This window comes from Mesorhizobium sp. BR1-1-15, assembly GCF_020165475.1.
Taxonomy (GTDB): Bacteria; Pseudomonadota; Alphaproteobacteria; order Rhizobiales; family Rhizobiaceae; genus Mesorhizobium.
Genome location: NZ_JAIUIF010000008.1, coordinates 16,834 through 34,720 on the forward strand (window position 1 = coordinate 16,834; position 17,887 = coordinate 34,720).

Annotated in this window: 14 protein-coding genes and 1 riboswitch; of the genes, 10 read left to right on the forward strand and 4 right to left on the reverse strand. The window is 63.8% G+C overall.

Annotated features, from left to right (window positions below; all coding sequences use genetic code 11):
- Nucleotides 1–16 precede the first annotated feature (16 nt).
- Entirely contained in the window at nt 17–523 is a 507-nt protein-coding gene (locus LB541_RS15495; RefSeq protein WP_140501529.1) for a hypothetical protein, read from the reverse strand.
- 179 nt (nt 524–702) lie between these two features.
- Here LB541_RS15495 and LB541_RS15500 point away from each other — a divergent pair, with 179 nt between their 5' ends.
- The gene (locus tag LB541_RS15500) at nt 703–1,584 is read left to right on the forward strand and encodes a DMT family transporter (protein WP_140501527.1); all 882 of its coding nucleotides are present in this window, start codon (nt 703–705) and stop codon (nt 1,582–1,584) included.
- A 17-nt stretch (nt 1,585–1,601) separates the two neighbouring features.
- Here LB541_RS15500 and LB541_RS15505 read toward each other — a convergent pair whose 3' ends face one another.
- The 3 genes from LB541_RS15505 to LB541_RS15515 all read right to left on the reverse strand — a co-directional run bounded on the left by LB541_RS15505 (nt 1,602) and on the right by LB541_RS15515 (nt 8,126).
- Nucleotides 1,602–2,405, reverse strand: a complete 804-nt coding sequence (locus LB541_RS15505) for a potassium channel family protein (RefSeq protein WP_224618873.1) — start codon at nt 2,403–2,405, stop codon at nt 1,602–1,604.
- Nucleotides 2,406–2,472: 67 nt separating this feature from the next.
- Nucleotides 2,473–6,000, reverse strand: coding sequence for a DNA polymerase III subunit alpha (gene dnaE / locus LB541_RS15510; RefSeq protein ID WP_224618875.1), 3,528 nt, complete (start codon nt 5,998–6,000; stop codon nt 2,473–2,475).
- 113 nt (nt 6,001–6,113) lie between these two features.
- A complete protein-coding gene (locus LB541_RS15515; RefSeq protein ID WP_224618877.1) occupies nt 6,114–8,126 on the reverse strand; it encodes an acetyl/propionyl/methylcrotonyl-CoA carboxylase subunit alpha in 2,013 nt (670 codons plus the stop codon).
- A gap of 202 nt (nt 8,127–8,328) precedes the next feature.
- Here LB541_RS15515 and LB541_RS15520 point away from each other — a divergent pair, with 202 nt between their 5' ends.
- The 9 genes from LB541_RS15520 (at nt 8,329) to gcvP (ending at nt 17,879) form a co-directional block, all read left to right on the forward strand.
- Nucleotides 8,329–9,456 carry an S-(hydroxymethyl)glutathione dehydrogenase/class III alcohol dehydrogenase gene (locus LB541_RS15520; protein ID WP_140497529.1) on the forward strand — a complete coding sequence of 376 codons (1,128 nt, stop codon included), beginning with the start codon at nt 8,329–8,331 and terminating at the stop codon, nt 9,454–9,456.
- Nucleotides 9,457–9,521: 65 nt separating this feature from the next.
- Nucleotides 9,522–10,091, forward strand: a complete 570-nt coding sequence (gfa, locus tag LB541_RS15525) for an S-(hydroxymethyl)glutathione synthase (RefSeq protein ID WP_224618879.1) — start codon at nt 9,522–9,524, stop codon at nt 10,089–10,091.
- A gap of 64 nt (nt 10,092–10,155) precedes the next feature.
- Entirely contained in the window at nt 10,156–10,623 is a 468-nt protein-coding gene (locus tag LB541_RS15530) for a YaiI/YqxD family protein (protein ID WP_140495857.1), read from the forward strand.
- Between the two features lie 25 nt (nt 10,624–10,648).
- Nucleotides 10,649–11,326, forward strand: a complete 678-nt coding sequence (locus LB541_RS15535; RefSeq protein ID WP_140517015.1) for a DUF1345 domain-containing protein — start codon at nt 10,649–10,651, stop codon at nt 11,324–11,326.
- 116 nt (nt 11,327–11,442) lie between these two features.
- Nucleotides 11,443–12,327: a cytochrome b/b6 domain-containing protein gene (locus LB541_RS15540; protein ID WP_224619022.1), complete on the forward strand. Its 885-nt coding sequence runs from the start codon at nt 11,443–11,445 to the stop codon at nt 12,325–12,327.
- Between the two features lies 1 nt (nt 12,328).
- On the forward strand, nt 12,329–13,120 hold the full coding sequence (locus tag LB541_RS15545) for a molybdopterin-binding protein (protein WP_224618882.1): 792 nt from the start codon (nt 12,329–12,331) through the stop codon (nt 13,118–13,120).
- A 222-nt stretch (nt 13,121–13,342) separates the two neighbouring features.
- Nucleotides 13,343–13,429: riboswitch (glycine riboswitch) on the forward strand.
- A gap of 148 nt (nt 13,430–13,577) precedes the next feature.
- Nucleotides 13,578–14,675 carry a glycine cleavage system aminomethyltransferase GcvT gene (gene gcvT, locus LB541_RS15550; RefSeq protein ID WP_140520989.1) on the forward strand — a complete coding sequence of 366 codons (1,098 nt, stop codon included), beginning with the start codon at nt 13,578–13,580 and terminating at the stop codon, nt 14,673–14,675.
- Nucleotides 14,676–14,682: 7 nt separating this feature from the next.
- Nucleotides 14,683–15,051 (forward strand): glycine cleavage system protein GcvH, encoded by a 369-nt coding sequence (gcvH, locus tag LB541_RS15555; protein WP_140495853.1) that lies wholly within the window; start codon nt 14,683–14,685, stop codon nt 15,049–15,051.
- Between the two features lie 17 nt (nt 15,052–15,068).
- On the forward strand, nt 15,069–17,879 hold the full coding sequence (gcvP, locus tag LB541_RS15560) for an aminomethyl-transferring glycine dehydrogenase (RefSeq protein ID WP_140729497.1): 2,811 nt from the start codon (nt 15,069–15,071) through the stop codon (nt 17,877–17,879).
- The last annotated feature ends 8 nt before the right edge of the window (nt 17,880–17,887 follow it).

The window sequence follows — 17,887 nt, forward strand, 5'->3', positions numbered from 1 at the left end:
TATCAGCTGTCGAGATTTAGGTGCGCTGCAGATCGATCCTGCTTGTCACCATGCTCTTGCCGGTTTTCGGATCAGTGTCGATCACCGTCAGCCGCATGCCGTTCTCGCCTCGTTTCTCGACCTTCATCTGCGCCTTTCGGTCACCATTGACCTCCTTGGCCCAACGGATGCCGAGATTGATCGCGTTGCCCGAACGGGTGCCGTTCAATTGCGCAGGCCCGGTACGAGACCCGACATAAGTGCCGCTATATTTCGCTCCGGCAGTCCTCAGGTCCGCGCTGATGGCGCGCGTCACCACGATAAGCCCTCGGCAATTGCCATCGAGCGACAATGAGGTCGACGTCGCGTTTGACCTGAACGTGCAGGACACATTCACCGTCGGCGCGTCGGTAGTCACCTTGACAATGCCCTTGCCGGTGAAATTGCCCTTGAACGACTGGAGAAATCTGGACTCGTCGGCATGTGCCGCGCCTGCCGTGACCAACAGGCAGCCAGCAAGCGCAAATTGCGCAAATGATCTCATCGAAATTCTCCTATCGACATTGAAAGGCACCTGCGAAGCACTTCCGATATTCGGAACTCAACGCCCCCTGCCGTGCCAGGTTCCGCCTTCAACATGACTGTTTTGCAACATCCGGCTGGCCCAGAAGAATGCGGCTGCTAGCGGTTGCGGCAAAAGCCACGGCCTGCGACATAGCGGAAATGGCACCCACCCCTTCCATCCCCAAGGCCGCGTTCTGGATGGCGCTGTCGATCGCCTCGTTCCTGGCGATGTCGGTCGCGGGCCGCGCCACCACGGCCGAGCTCAACGTTTTCCAGGTGCTGGAGCTGCGCTCGGTGATCGGCTTTTTCATCCTGCTGCCGCTGGTCATGCAAAATGGCGGCTTTGCCGCCATGCGCACTGGGCGCCCCCTCGCCCATGTCACGCGCAACGTGGTTCACTATACCGGCCAGGCGGCGTGGCTCTACGCCCTGACGCTGATCCCTTTGGCGGTGCTGATCTCGATCGAATTCACGACGCCGATCTGGACGGCGATCCTTGCGGTCACCTTTCTCGGCGAAAGGCTCACCCGGCCGAAGCTCGGCGCCGTGGCGCTCGGGCTGATCGGTGTCGTGATCATCGTGCGCCCAGGCGTCGGCTCGGTCGATCCGGGACATCTGGTCGTGCTGGGCGCGGCAATGTGCTTCGGCATCTCGCTGGTCCTGGTCAAGTCGCTGACGCGGACCGACAGCGTTGTGCGAATCATCTTCTGGATGTTGATCATCCAGTCGGTGCTCGGCCTGGTCCCGGCGCTCTACGAATGGCGCAACCCGTCGCTCGAGCTGTGGCCGTGGATTCTGCTGATCGCCTTCACCGGCATGTCGTCGCATTTCTGCATGGCCTGGGCGCTGAGCTACGCCGATGCCACCGTCATTTCGCCGATGGATTTCCTGCGCGTGCCGCTGTCGGCATTGATCGGCTGGCTGCTCTACCAGGAGCAGATCGACGCCTTCACCGCAGGCGGGGCATTGCTGATCCTGATGGGCAATATGCTCAACCTGCAGCGCCGGCAGCCAAAGCCGGCGCAAGCGGCGGCATCATAGCGCGCCTCAATCGCCCCTCAATCACCGCTGTCGGGTATGTTGAGGAGGTGGCCGCAGGCCTTGCAGTGAACGGCGTCCGGCTCGTGCCGTTGCAGGCCGCATTGCGGACAGGGAAAGAACACCTTGGCCGGTCGGAAGATCGCCTGCGCCAGCCTGACGAACAGCGATATGCCGATGATCATGGTCACGATCGCCGTCAGTTTCCCCGCCATTCCCGGCAGCACGATGTCGCCGAACCCGGTCGTGGTCACCGTCGCGACGGTGAAGTAAAGCGCGTCGATGTAGCTTTCCAGCCCCGCTCCGCTGCGGAAGAAGAAAGTGTAGACGAAACCGGTGATCACGAAGAGGAACGTCAAGAGATTGATCACCGCGTGGCTCGCTTCGCGCCAGGGCCGCAGGCCCTGCATCTCGAAATGCCGCCAGAGCGAACCGCTGCGCGACAGCGACCACAGCCGCAGAATGCGCAGAAAGCCGAGATTGGCCAGCGCCGTCGGCATCAGCAGCGTCAAAAGGATGAAAATGTCCACGCAGGAGGTCGGCTGCTTCATCAGCCGCAGCATGTCGTTCGAGGCAAGCAGCCTGGCAACCAGGTCGGCGGCGACCAGAGCCGCCACCGCATAGTCGAGCCACAGGAATGAGGCCGACTGCTGGATGACGGGCGTGGCGATGAAGAAGGCAATGATGGCCAGGTCGATGATGACCGCAACCAGCTGAAACCGAAAAGCCGCCGGCGTGCGGCCGTGGTAGAGCTTGCGCAGCGTGTCGCGCAGCCACGCCATTGTGGAACGGTCCTGCAATCCGTCGCTGTCTTTCGTCTTCATGGCAATTGCGGTGACTTGAGCGGCGGATGCCGCCCGGCGGATTGCCACCAGTCCCCGGAAGGGGCGATCACACCAGCTCCACTTCGACCACGCCTGGCACGGCGCGCATCGCCGAGGCGATTTGCGGCGAGACGCGGTAGCCCCCCTGCAGGGCAATCTCCACCTCGCCCTGCGCTTCTTCCTTGATAACGATGATGCTCACCTGACTTTCACCACGCTGGGTAAGCTGCGATTGAATGATCGAGGCAGGCGCATCGTTTCTGACGAAGATGCGCAGTGCCTTCTGGATGCGGCTGGCCTCGTCCTCAAGCGACTGCACTGTCTGGATGCGCAGGTTGACGCCCTCCGGCCTGTCCTCCGCCGCCACGGTGATGACCACGGAGCGGCCCGGCTCCAGCATGTCGCGATACTGCGCCAATCCTTCGGAAAACAGCACCGCCTCATACTGGCCGGACGTGTCCGAGAACTGCACCACGCCCATCTTGTTGCCGGTCCGCGTCTTGCGCTCCTGCTTGGTGGTCACGGTGCCGGCGAGGCGCCCTGCGGTGGCACCGCGCTTGACCGCGGCCGAAAACTCCGCCCAGTTCTGCACCCGCATCTTCTGCAGCGCCGCCTTGTACTCGTCCAGCGGATGGGCGGAGAGATAGAAACCGACCACCTGGAATTCGCGGTGCAGGCGGTCGGCGGCGAGCCACGGTTCCGTCACCGGCAGGTTGAGCGCCTGCGACTGCGCCCCCAGGGATGCGCCGAAAATGTCGGCCTGGCCTGAGACGGCGTTCTGCTGCGCCAGTGACGCCAGCCCCATCATCCGCTCGACGCCAGCCATCATCGCGGCGCGGTCATGGCCGAAACAGTCTAGCGCTCCGGCCATGATCAGGCTTTCGAAGACGCGCTTGCCGACGATTTTCGGATCGACCCTCTCGCAGAAATCGGCCAGGCTCTTGAACGGCTTCTCGCCGCGCATGGCGACGATATGCTCCACCGCCGCGTCGCCGACTCCCTTGAGCGCGGCCATCGAATAGTAGATGCGGTTCTCGCCGACCTCGAAGGGACGAAAGCTTGATATCACCGACGGTGCCACCACCTCGATGCCGAGGCGCAGCGCATCCTGGCGGAAATCCGCGAGCTTGTCGGTGTTTCCCATGTCGAGCGTCATCGACGCCGCCAGGAACTCGACCGGATAATGCGCCTTGAGATAGGCGGTCTGGTACGAGACGACGGCGTATGCGGCCGCGTGCGATTTGTTGAAACCGTAGTCGGCGAACTTGGCTAGCAGGTCGAAGATGAAGTCGGCCTGCGGCTTGGCCACGCCGCGCTCGACCGCGCCCGAGACGAAGCGCTCACGCTGCTTGTCCATCTCGGCGCGGATCTTCTTGCCCATGGCGCGGCGCAAAAGATCGGCTTCGCCCAGCGAATAGCCGGACAATTCCTGCGCGATCTGCATCACCTGTTCCTGGTAGACGATGACGCCTTGCGTCTCCTTCACCAGATGGTCGATCTTGGGATGGATCGACGCCATCTCCTCCTCGCCGTGCTTCCTGGCGTTGTAGGTCGGGATGTTCTCCATCGGCCCCGGCCGGTACAGCGCCACCAGCGCGATGATGTCCTCGATGCAGTCGGGCCGCATGCCGATCAGCGCCTTGCGCATGCCGGCACTTTCCACCTGGAACACGCCGACCACTTCGCCGCGCGACAGCATGGCGTAGGTCTCGGGGTCGTCGAGCGGTATCGTCGCAAGATCGATGTCGATGCCGCGGCGGCGTATCAGCTTCACCGCCGTCTCCAGCACCGTCAGCGTCTTCAGGCCGAGAAAGTCGAACTTCACCAGCCCGGCCTGCTCGACATATTTCATGTTGAACTGGGTGACCGGCATGTCCGAACGAGGATCGCGGTACATCGGCACCAGCTCCGACAGCGGCCGGTCGCCGATGACGATGCCGGCGGCGTGCGTCGACGCATGGCGATAAAGCCCTTCCAGCTTCTGTGCCATGTCGAGCAGCGTCTGGACGATCGGCTCCTTTTCGGCCTCCTCGGCAAAACGCGGCTCGTTGGCGATGGCGTCCGCCAGTTTTACCGGATTGGCCGGGTTCTGCGGCACCATCTTGGACAGCTTGTCGACCTGGCCGTAAGGCATTTGCAGCACGCGACCGACGTCGCGCAGCACGGCGCGGGCTTGCAGCGTTCCAAAGGTGATGATCTGGCCGACCTGGTCGCGTCCATATTTCTGCTGGACATAGCGGATCACCTCTTCGCGGCGGTCCTGGCAGAAGTCGATGTCGAAATCGGGCATCGACACGCGGTCCGGATTGAGGAAGCGCTCGAACAGCAGCGAGAAACGCAGCGGATCGATGTCGGTGATGGTGGTGGAATAGGCGACCAGCGAGCCCGCACCCGAGCCGCGCCCCGGCCCGACTGGAATGCCTTGCGACTTGGCCCATTTGATGAAGTCGGCAACGATCAGGAAGTAGCCTGGGAATTTCATCTTCTCGATGATGCCGAGCTCGAACTCGAGCCTCTCGCGGTATTGCTCGACCGTATAGCCCGGCGTCGGTCCGTGCGCGGCAAGCCGGGCCTCCAGCCCTTCACGCGCCTGGCGGGCAAGTTCGGCGGCCTCGGCCTTCTCGGCTGCGTCCTTGTCCGACGCGTCGCCGCCGGTAAAGCGCGGCAGGATCGGGCTGCGGGTTTTCGGATAGTAGGAGCAGCGCAACGCGATCTCGACCGTGTTGTCGATCGCTTCCGGCAGATCGGCGAACAACGCTGCCATCTCAGCCTGGCTACGCAGGAAGTTATCCGGTGAAAGCCGGCGGCGATTGTCCACGGCGACGACCGAGCCCTCCGCTATGGCGATCAGCGCATCATGCGCGTCATAATCGTCGCGCGAGGAGAAGAACGCCTCGTTGGTGGCGACGAGCGGTAATTCGTGGGCATAGGCGAGATCGATCGTGGAATGTTCTATCAGCCGGTCGTAACCGGAAACTCGTTCCAGTTCGACATAGAGCCGATCGCCGAACAGGGCTTTCAGGGTCGACAGCCGGGTCTCCGCGAGATCGCGTCGATCCTCCTTCAGAGCCGCGCCGATAGGGCCGCGGGGACCGCCGCTGAGGCAGATCAACCCGTCGGTCTGGCCCTCCAGCATCTCGCTGATCAGATGCACCGCTTCGCCGGGCGGCGTCTCCAGATAGACGCGGCTTACCAGCCTGACCAGATTGGAATAGCCGGCTTCGGTCGCCGCGATAAGCACGACTGGCCGCATCTCGGGCCCTTGCCGCCGGCGGTCGCGCTGGCCGTCAACGTTCTCGCCGGAAAAGGCGAGCGCGATCTGGCAGCCGATGATCGGCTGGATGCCGTCCTTCACCGCCTTCTGCGCGAATTCGAGCGCACCGAACAGATTGTTGGTGTCGGTGACCGCGATAGCCGGGCACTCATCCTTGACCGCATGGCCGATGATCTTGCCGAGCTGGAGCGCGCCTTCCAGCAGCGAATAGGCCGAATGCACGCGAAGATGCACGAAAGGACGCGCCGGCGCTTCGGGCGCCGCCGCCTTCACGGCCGCTTCGCGCAGCAAGGGGTCGCGTGGAAGTCTGTCATCCGCCATGGTTTTTCGCGTTTTCCGAAGGACTTGAGTCGATCAAGATGTATTGTCCGGCACCGGGCTGTGCCAGTCCAGCACAAACGAACATCGGCCACAGGCTTCCGGCCGCCCCCGCTTCAGGCGAATTCCATGATCACCGCGTCGACGGCCAGGCTGTCGCCCGGCTTGACGTTGAGTTTCGCCACCACGAGATCGCGCTCGGCGCGCAGCACGTTCTCCATCTTCATCGCCTCGACGACGGCCAGCGTCTCGCCGGCCTTGACCTCCTGACCCTCGGCGACGGCGATCGACACGACGAGGCCGGGCATGGGACATAGCAGCAGGTTGGAGGTGTCGGGCGCCAGCTTTTCCGGCATCAGCCTTTCCAGCGCGGCAATGCGCGGCAGCATGGCGCGCGCCGTCACCGAAAGCCCTTTCCAGGCGATGCGAAGGCCGTTCGGCGCGGGGCGCAGTTGCGCCACCATTTCGTGCCCGCCGACGCTGCCGCGCCAGACCAGTTCGCCCGGCCGCCAGGCCGACGAAACCGTCAGCGGCTTGCCGCCCTCGATGGACAAGTCGACTTCCATCGGAATGGAGATCATGCCCTCCAGGATGGACGCGGACAGATAATCCTTGCCGATCTTCACCACCCAGTCGCGCTTGAGTGCTCCCGAATGCGGCGCCAAGCGCCCGCCCAGCCGGTCGAGCCGGTCGCGGCGCAGCAATTCGACCACGGTGGCGACCGCCGCCAACACGGCCTTGTCGTCATGATCGGGCAGGATCGGCGCAAAGCCGTCGGGATATTCCTCCGCGATGAATCCGGTCGAAATCCGCCCTTCCCGCCAGCGCGGATGCTGCATGAGCGCCGCCAGGAACGGGATGTTGTGCTCGATGCCGTCGACGACAAAACTGTCCAACGCTTCGGACATCGCGTCGATTGCCTCCAGCCGGGTCGGCGCCCAGGTGCACAGCTTGGCAATCATCGGGTCGTAGAACATCGAAATCTCCGATCCCTCGGTGACGCCGGTGTCGTTGCGAATGACGACGTCGCCGACTTGCCCTTCCTGTGGCGGTCGATAGCGCGTCAGGCGGCCGATCGACGGCAGGAAGTTGCGATACGGATCCTCGGCATAGAGCCGGCTCTCCACCGCCCAGCCATTCAGTTTCACGTCGCTTTGCTTCAAGGCGAGCTTCTCGCCGGCGGCCACACGGATCATCTGCTCGACCAGATCGACACCGATGACAAGCTCCGTCACCGGATGCTCGACCTGCAATCGTGTATTCATTTCAAGGAAGTAGAAGTTTTTCTCAGCGTCGACGATGAATTCCACCGTGCCGGCGCTCTGGTAGTCGACGGCCCTGGCCAGCGCCACCGACTGCTCGCCCATGGCCTTGCGCGTCCTGGCATCGAGGAAAGGCGATGGCGCCTCCTCGGCCACCTTCTGGTTGCGGCGCTGGATCGAGCATTCGCGCTCGCCGAGATAGAGTGCGTTGCCATGCGCGTCGGCCAGCACCTGGATCTCGATGTGGCGTGGATCGACGATGAACTTCTCGATGAACACGCGGTCGTCGCCGAACGAGCTCTTGGCCTCCGAGCGCGCCCGGTCGAAGCCGTCGCGCACCTCGGCCTGGTTCCAGGCGATGCGCATGCCCTTGCCGCCGCCACCGGCCGAGGCCTTGATCATCACGGGATAGCCGATCTCGCCGGCGATCTTCTCCGCGTGGTCGGCGTTCTCGATGACGCCGAGCCAGCCGGGAACCGTCGAAACATTGGCGGCGTTGGCGAATTTCTTCGATTCGATTTTGTCGCCCATCGCCTTGATGGCTTTCGGCTTCGGCCCGATGAAGACGATGCCCTCCTTCTCCAGCGCCTCGCAGAAGGATGCGCGCTCGGACAGGAAGCCATAGCCGGGATGCACAGCCTGAGCGCCGGTCGCCTTGCACGCCGCGATGATTTTCTCGGGCACGAGATAGCTCTGCGCGGCTGGCGACGGTCCGATATGCACCGCCTCGTCGGCCATCTCGACATGCACGGCATCGCGATCGGCGTCGGAATAGACGGCGACCGTGGCGATGCCCATCCTGCGCGCGGTCTTGATGACGCGGCAGGCGATCTCGCCACGGTTGGCGATCAGGATTTTGGTGAACATGCGGGCAAATTCCCCTCCGGCGGACGGTCCAGTTCTATGGATTATGTCGCCATGTCTCAAGTACCGTGTGCGTGGCGCGAACGCCTGCGGTCAAGGGTATGCTACCTGCGTCAAGAAAGCCGATATTTCGTCTCATCTGGCGGTTGATGAGCAGGCCAAAACCTGAAAGCCTGAGCGCAAAATTGCGTTGGAGGATTGCCAGATGAAAACCCGCGCCGCTGTTGCCGTTGCTGCCGGAAAGCCGCTTGAGATCATGGAGGTCGACCTCGACGGCCCGCGCGAGGGCGAGGTGCTGGTCGAGATCAAGGCGACCGGCATCTGCCACACCGACGAGTTCACGCTGTCGGGTGCCGATCCCGAGGGCCTGTTTCCCGCCATTCTCGGCCATGAGGGCGCCGGCGTGGTGGTCGATGTCGGCAAGGGCGTCACCTCGGTCAAAAAGGGCGACCATGTGATCCCGCTCTATACGCCCGAATGCCGGCAGTGCCCGTCGTGTTTGTCGCGCAAGACCAATCTGTGCACCGCCATCCGCGCCACGCAGGGGCAAGGCCTGATGCCGGACGGCACCTCGCGCTTCTCGATCGGGGGCGAAAAATTGTTTCACTATATGGGCTGCTCGACCTTCTCCAACTTCACCGTGCTGCCGGAGATCGCCGTGGCCAAGGTCAATCCCGACGCGCCCTTCGACAAGATCTGCTACATCGGCTGCGGGGTGACCACCGGCGTGGGCGCGGTCATCAACACCGCCAAGGTCGAGCAAGGCGCGACCGCGGTGGTCTTCGGCCTCGGCGGCATCGGCCTCAACGTCATCCAGGGCCTGAAACTTGCCGGCGCCGACATGATCATCGGCGTCGATCTCAACAACGACAGACGAGCCTGGGGCGAGCGCTTCGGCATGACGCATTTCGTCAATCCGAAGGAGATCGACGGCGACATCGTTCCCCATCTCGTCAACATGACCAAGCGCGGCGCCGACCAGATCGGCGGCGCCGACTACACGTTCGACTGCACCGGCAACACCAAGGTGATGCGCCAGGCGCTGGAGGCTTCGCATCGCGGCTGGGGCAAGTCGGTGGTCATCGGCGTGGCGGGCGCCGGCCAGGAGATATCGACGCGGCCCTTCCAGCTGGTCACCGGGCGGACCTGGATGGGCACCGCCTTCGGCGGCGCGCGCGGCCGCACCGACGTGCCCAGGATCGTCGACTGGTACATGGACGGCAAGATCGAGATCGATCCGATGATCACCCACACGCTGAAGCTCGAGGACATCAACAAGGGTTTCGACCTCATGCATGAGGGCAAGTCGATCAGGAGTGTCGTGGTTTACTGAGGGCGGCCCCACGCCGCGGGCAACGGGCCCGCGACCTCTGTGGTCAAAAATGGGAGGAGAAAAGCATGGCGGAAAAACTGCATCCGAAAATCGACAATGGTCTGCCCAGGGAGAGTGCGAGCTTTATCGGCGGCACGCTGGTCTGCGCCTGTACCAGCAATCCGGTCAAGGTGAAGGTCAAGGGCCAGATCGCCCACGACCACGCCTGCGGCTGCACCAAATGCTGGAAGCCCGAAGGGGCGGTGTTCTCGGTGGTGGCCGTAGCCGGCACCGGCGATGTCACCGTCACCGAGAACGGCGACAAGCTGAAGGTGGTGGACCCGAGCGCGTTGATCCAGCGCCATGCCTGCACCGGCTGCGGCGTCCACATGCATGGACCCGTCGAGCGCGACCATCCGTTCAAGGGCCTGTCCTTCATCCATCCCGAGCGCTTCGAGGAGGATGGCTGGTCGCCGCCGGGCTTTACCGCCTTTGTCTCCTCGATCATCGAATCCGGTGTCGACCCGAGCCGCATGGACAGCATTCGCGGCCAACTGAAATCGATCGGCCTCGAACCTTATGACTGCCTCAACCCCGGCCTGATGGACTATATCGCCACCTGGACCGCCAAGAGGTCGGGAGCGCTTCCGGCCTGACGACCATGAGATTTGAGGCATGGGGCCGGACGGGTTGCCGGCCCCATGCTCATTTGGAGAGACAATGCCCGCACCCGCCATCCTCGTCGACGCAGACGCTTGCCCGGTCAAAGCCGAAGTCGAAAAAGTTGCCGAGCGCCACGGCGTCGTCGTCACCTATGTTTCCAATGGCGGCCTGCGCCCCTCCCGCGACCCCATGATCCGCAATGTCGTCGTGTCCAAGGGTGCCGACGCCGCCGACGACTGGATCGTCGAAAACGCAAAACCCAACGACATCGTGGTGACCGCGGACATTCCACTGGCCGCACGCACGGTGGCGCTCGGGGCCCATGTATTGGGGCCGACCGGACGTCCCTTCACGCCGGAAACGATCGGCATGGCGGTGGCAATGCGCGACTTGAAGCAGCATCTGCGCGAGACCGGCGAAAGCAAGGGCTACAATGCGAGCTTCGCACCGCAAGACCGCTCACGGTTTCTCGGCGAACTCGACCGCATCTTGCGGCGCGCTCTAAAATCCGCCACACCGCAGTAGAAGCCCAGCGCCATTCGGAACCATCATGGCCGCCGAAATCCCCTCCAGCACGCCCATGCACCGGCACATGCTGTTCGCGGTGTCGGCTTGTGTCGGCGTCTTTGCGCTTCTGATGGCGCTGCTGCTTCATGCGCCGCTCGCCTATTCGATCGGCGCCAACGCCTTTTTTGCCGCCTATGTCACGCTGGTGGTCGCCCAGATGCCCAAATTCACCGGCATCTATCTCAGCAAGAATGCGCGGGCCGCCGATCAGCCCGTGCTGGTCATCTTCGCCGTAACGCTGGTCGTCGTTGGCGTTGCCATCACAGCACTGTTCCAGTTGATCAACCAGAAAGGCAGTTCGAACGCGATGGAGCTCGGCTTCGCGCTGCTATCGATTCCCCTCGGCTGGTTCACCATCCACGCCATGGCGGCATTGCACTATGCGCATGTGTACTGGATGGACGGCGACCTGGTCGATGCCGGAACCAAGAAGAAAATCCCGGTCGGCGGCTTGCTGTTCCCCGGCGACAAACGGCCGGAAGGCTGGGATTTTCTGTACTTCTCGACGGTCATCGGCATGACGGCGCAGACCGCCGACACCAACATCTCGACAACCCACATGCGCCGCGTCGTGCTTGTTCATTCGATCCTGTCGTTCTTCTTCAACACGGTCATCGTCGCCGCCGCCGTCAATCTCGCCGTCAGCCTGGGCGGCCCTTGAGCTTCGATCTGATATTTTCGTGATCGATGAAACATCGGCTTGGCTGGCGACGTATCAGGAGGAGAATGATGCAGACAGCGGCCGCGCCGGATGGAACGGCCAGGAAGCGAGACCAGATGGAATCGGTTGCCATGAACCAACCCGCCGCCAGCGCGGACAGTGACGCTACGAAGGCCACGACATTGATCTACCGGCAATCGGCCTGGACGCGGCTGACGCACTGGCTGTGGGCCATCTCGCTCTTCTTCATGCTGCTTTCCGGCCTCCAGATCTTCAACGCCCGTCCGCAGCTCTATCTCGGCAAGCAGTCCGGCTTCGACTACAACAACACCGTCTTCGCTATCGGCGCCGAGAACACGAATGCCGGGCCGCGCGGCTATACCGAAATCCTCGGACACCGCTTCGACACCACCGGCGTGCTCGGCTGGTCTGGGCCGGCAGGACAAGAGACGCCCCGCGCCTTCCCGTCCTGGGCGACGATCCCATCATACTACGACCTCGGCACGGCACGCGTCGTGCATTTCTTCTTCGCCTGGGTGCTGACGACGACGCTGCTTGTGTGGCTGGTCGCCAGCCTGGTCAACGGCCACATCAGACGTGACCTCGGCCCTCGCCTGGACGATCTCAGGCGCCTGCCGCAAGATATCGTCAATCACGCCAGGCTGAAGTTCCACCACACGCGCGAATACAACACGCTGCAGAAAATGGCCTATGGCGGCGTGCTGTTCGTGCTGTTGCCGCTGATGATCCTCACCGGGCTCGCAATGTCGCCAAGCATGAATTCGGTGCTGCCGTTCCTCAACGACCTGCTCGGCGGCCGGCAGACGGCGCGCACCATCCATTTCACCGTCATGGTGCTGCTCGTGGGCTTCTTCATCATCCATATTCTGATGATCGTCGCCGCCGGCCCGATCAACGAACTGCGCTCGATCGTCACCGGATGGTATCGGACCGACCCGCCGGCGCATCATGACGCAAAATCCTCCGAAAGGAGCGCCTGACATGGCAAAATTCGAGATCAACCGCAGGAAATTCCTGACCGTGGCCAGCCTTGGCCTTTCCGGTATCACGCTTTCAGGCTGCGATGCCTTCGACAGCCAGCTCGGCGTGGGCGACGGCCTGCGCAGCTTCCTCGAAAACGCCAACGATCTCACACACCACGCGCAACGTCTGCTCGCGGGCCGCGATTCGCTGGCGCCGGAGTTCACTGAAGCCGACATCCGTCAGCCGATGCGCCCCAACGGCGTGACGTCACCCGACGACGATACCTACAAGGCCCTGCTCGCCAACAACTTCGCCGACTGGCGACTGGAGGTTTCGGGTCTGGTCGAAAAGCCGCTGTCGCTGACCCGCGAGCAGCTCGTGAACATGCCGAGCCGAACGCAGATCACCCGCCATGATTGTGTCGAAGGCTGGAGCTGTATCGCCAAATGGACCGGCACGCCGCTGTCGCTGGTGCTCGACCAGGCGGTGGTCAAACCCGAGGCGCGCTACGTCATGTTCCATTGCCTGGACACGATCGACCGCAGCCTTTCGGGCGACATCAAATATTACGGCAGCATCGACCTCATCGACGCCCGCCACCCGCAAACGATCCTGGCCTACGGCGTCAACGGCAAGCCGCTGCCGGTCGAGAATGGCGCGCCGCTGCGTGTCCGGGTCGAGCGCCAGCTCGGCTACAAGATGCCGAAATATCTCTACAAGATCGAGCTGGTCGACGGCTTCGCCGCCGTAGGAGCGGGACGTGGCGGTTATTGGGAAGACAACGGCTACGACTGGTATGGCGGGATCTGATCGCAATCGGCACGCTGCTACCGAGCCAGGCATTGCCTAAGCGGCCTTGCCTCGTCGTCAAGAGCTGGGCCGGCCCGCACAGCCTCGCAATCCCAGTGATATCGGCCGTGTCTTGCCCAGCAAACAGCCTGGTTGGCGAAGACTGTCGGCAACACGTCGCCGGCAGGTGACAATCTGTCGTTGACGGGCTATGGATAACGAGTCGAGGGCTTTTGCGAGCCCTACCTGTTTGCGGGAGAGAGCAGCGAGAGCTGTCGCCGAAGGGGAAATCGCCCGAAATCTCTCAGGCAAAAGAACCGTAGACGGGAAAGACACTCTGGAAAGTCGGGGCCTGCCCCCGCGCCGAAGGTGTAAGCGCTGCCGACAGAGTTACGGGGCGCGAGTCTCTCAGGCTTCAGACAGAGGGGCACGGACTGGTCGCCATTCGCGACCGATTGCGTGCGACTCTGGAGAACACATGACGGGCGACACCAAACACCTTCCTCTCGAAGACGTCCACGCAGCTGCCGGTGCGCGCTTTGGCGCCTTTGCCGGCTGGTCGATGCCGCTGACCTACCCGGCCGGCGTCATGAAGGAGCATCTTCACACCCGCGAACATGCGGGCCTGTTCGACATCTCGCACATGAAACTGTTCAGGGTCAGCGGGCCGGGCGCGGTTCTCCTGCTCGACCGTGCCTGTCCGCTCGATGCGGGCGCGCTCGAAATCTCCCAGTCGAAGCTGACGTTTTTCCTGAACGAGGCCGCCGGCATCCTGGACGATCTGATCGTCACCCGGCTGGGCGATACCAACTTCATGGTCGTCGCCAATGCCGGCAACGCGATCGCCGACGAGAAGCATTTGCGCGAGCTTGCGACCGGCTTCGATGTCAAGGTCGAACCGCTCGACCGGGTCTTCCTCGCCATCCAGGGTCCCGAGGCCTGGGCGGCGCTTTCCCGCGCCGGTATCGAGACCGGGTCGCTGCTGTTCATGCATGGCATCGAACCGCGAAAGAACTGGTTCATGAGCCGGTCCGGCTACACCGGCGAGGACGGGTTTGAGATCGGCCTGCCTGAGGCAGACGCGCGCGGTCTCGTGGCGAAGCTGCTCGAAGACGAGCGCGTGCTGTGGATCGGCCTTGCCGCCCGTGACAGCCTGCGGCTGGAAGCCGGCCTCTGCCTGCACGGCCAGGACATCACCGCGCAAACCGATCCGGCAAGCGCGGCGCTGATGTGGGCCATCCCGAAGGACATCCGCGCCAACGGCACGTTTATCGGCGCCGACGCGCTGCGCGCCGCCGTCGAGCGCGGCTCCGCTCAGAAGCGCGTCGGCCTGAGGCCGGATGCCCGCCAGCCAGTGCGCGCCGGCGCCACGCTCTTTGACGCCGACGGCAATCCCGCCGGCCACGTAACCTCGGGCGGTTTCGGCCCGTCTGCCGGCCATCCCGTCGCCATGGGTTATGTCCCGACGCCCTTGGCGAAACCCGGAACTCGGATTTTCGCCGACGTGCGCGGAACGAAGATTCCCGTCGACGTTTCTTCCCTGCCTTTCCTCCCGCATCGCTACCGCAAAGGATAATTTTCATATGGCAAAGACCTATTTCACCGCCGATCACGAGTGGCTCAGCGTCGAGGGTGGCATCGCCACCGTCGGCATCACCGACTACGCGCAGGAGCAGCTGGGCGACCTCGTCTTCGTCGAACTGCCCGAAACAGGCAAGAAGCTCGCCAAGGGCGACACCGCCGTCGTGGTCGAATCCGTCAAGGCGGCCTCCGACGTCTACGCGCCGGTCGACGGCGAGATCACCGAGGCCAACGCAACGCTGTCGTCCGATCCGTCGCTGGTCAATTCGGCGGCGACCGGCGCCGGATGGCTGTGGAAAATGAAGCTTGCCGACGAAAGCCAGCTCGCCAGCCTCATGGATGAGGCCGCCTACAAAGCCCATATCGGCTGAAATCAGGACGCATTGACATGACCGCAGCACCCTACCCCTTCTCGGCCCGCCATATCGGACCCGGCATTGCCGATGTGAGAGCCATGCTGGCCGTCATCGGCGTGCCCTCGGTCGAGACGCTGATCAGCCAGGCTGTGCCGAGATCGATCCGCCTCGACCAGCCGCTGTCCCTGCCCGCGCCGGCCAGCGAAGCCGAAGCGCTGGCCGAATTGTCGGCGACCATGGCCCGGAACACGGTGCTGAAGAGCTTCATCGGCGCCGGATATCACGGCGTGCACGTGCCGCCGGTCATCCAGCGCAACCTGTTCGAGAACCCGGCCTGGTACACGGCCTATACGCCCTACCAGGCGGAGATCAGCCAGGGCCGCCTGGAAATGCTGTTCAATTTCCAGACTTTGGTTGCGGAACTGACCGGCCTGCCTGTGGCATCGGCTTCGTTGCTCGACGAAGCGACAGCGGTCGCCGAAGCGATCGGCATCGCATTGCGCCATCACCGCGACAAGCGCACCAAGGTGGCTCTCGCCGGCACGCCGCACCCGCAGACGCTGGATGTGGCGCGCACCCGCGCCGAGCCGCTCGGCATCGAGATCGACGGCGAGACGATCGACGACAACACAGCCGCCCTGCTCGTCTCCTGGCCGGACACTTTCGGCGTCTATGGTGATCACAAGGCGGCCATCGACAAGGCGCGCGCGGCCGGCGCTCTGGTCGTCTTCATCGCCGACCCGCTCGGCCTGACACTGACCGACACGCCGGCAAGGCTTGGCGCCGACATTGCCGTCGGTCCAATGCAGCGCTTTGGCGTGCCGATGGGCTTTGGAGGCCCGCACGCCGCCTACTGCGCGGTTGCCGACAAATTGACCCGATTGATGCCCGGCCGCCTGGTCGGCCAGTCGACCGACAGTAAGGGCCGTCCAGGCTACAGGCTTGCCCTACAGACGCGCGAGCAGCACATCCGCCGCGACAAGGCAACGTCCAACATCTGCACCGCCCAGGCGCTGCTTGCCAACATGGCGACAGCCTACGCCATCTGGCACGGCCCCGCCGGCCTTCAGGCAATCGCCGGGCGCATCCACGCGCTGGCCAGCCGCCTGGCAGCCGGGCTCAAGGCGGCAGGCTTGCCGGTGATCGGCACGAGCCGCTTCGACACGGTGACGGTGGAGACGAAGGGAAAGGCCGCGCAGATTGCCGCCGCCGCCGAAAAGGGCGGCCGGCTTCTGCGCGTCATCGATGCCGACCGTGTCGGCATCGCCTTCGACGAGACCTCTGACGAAACCGACCTGGAAGCCATTGCCGCCTTGTTTCGGGCCAAGCCGAGCGCGGAGGCCGCCGCCACCACGCCCGGCAAGCCGCGCGGCAAGGAGTTTCTCACCCAGCCCGTCTTCCACGAGAACAAGTCGGAAACCGAGATGATGCGCTTCCTGCGCCGGCTGGCCGACAAGGACCTGGCCCTCGACCGCGCGATGATCCCGCTGGGGTCCTGCACCATGAAGCTCAATGCCGCGGCCGAGATGATGCCTGTGAGTTGGCCTGAAATCGCCAACATGCATCCCTTCGCGCCGGCCGCGCACTCGGCAGGCTACCGCGCCATGATCGACGATCTGGAAGGCTGGCTTTCGGAGATTACCGGCTTCGATGCGGTAAGCCTGCAGCCCAACGCCGGCAGCCAGGGCGAATATGCCGGATTGCTGGCCATCCGCGCCTATCACCGCTCGCGCGGCGAGGGCCATCGCACGGTCTGTCTGATCCCGTCCTCCGCGCACGGCACCAATCCGGCGAGCGCGGCGATGGCCGGCATGAGCGTGGTCGTCGTTCGCTGCCTGGAGGACGGCAATATCGACATGGACGACATGAGGGCCAAGGCCAACGAGCATTCCAGGAATCTCGCGGCGCTGATGTTCACCTATCCCTCGACGCATGGCGTCTATGAAGAGGGCGCGCGACATCTCTGCGCCCTCATCCATGAGCATGGCGGCCAGGTCTATTTCGACGGCGCCAACCTCAACGCTCTGGTCGGCCTCGCCCGCCCGGGCGACATCGGCGCCGACGTCTGCCACATGAACCTGCACAAGACCTTCTGCATCCCCCATGGCGGCGGCGGCCCGGGTGTCGGCCCGATCGGCGTCAGGGCGCATCTGAAGCCCTATCTGCCGGGCCATGTCACCGAAGGCTCCGCGCATGCCGTGGCCGCCGCACCTTTCGGGAGTGCCTCTATCCTGCCCATCACCTGGATGTACATCCGCATGATGGGCGCTTCCGGCCTGAAGCAGGCGACCGAGACGGCGATCGTTTCGGCCAACTACGTCGCGACACGGCTCGCCCCACACTTCCCGCTCCTTTACAAGGGCAGGAGCGACCGCGTTGCCCATGAGTGCATCCTCGACACCCGCGTGCTCAAGGAGAGCGCCGGCATCGGTGTCGAGGACATCGCCAAACGGTTGATCGACTACGGTTTCCATGCGCCGACCATGTCGTTCCCGGTCGCCGGCACGCTGATGGTGGAGCCGACCGAATCCGAGCCCAAGCGCGAGCTCGACCGCTTCTGCGAGGCGATGATCGCCATCGCGGGCGAAGCGGCCAAGGTTGCGAGGGGCGAGTGGCCCCTGGCTGACAATCCGCTGGTCAATGCGCCGCACACCGCCGCGGAGGCGCTGGCCGGCCAGTGGAGCCATCCCTATTCGCGCCTGGAAGCGGCCTACCCCGCCGGAGACCCCGACATGGCGGCGAAATACTGGCCGCCGGTATCGCGCATCGACAATGTCGCCGGCGACCGCAACCTGGTCTGTTCATGCCCGCCGCTGTCGGACTATTTGGGCGCGGCCGAATAGTCTCGCAA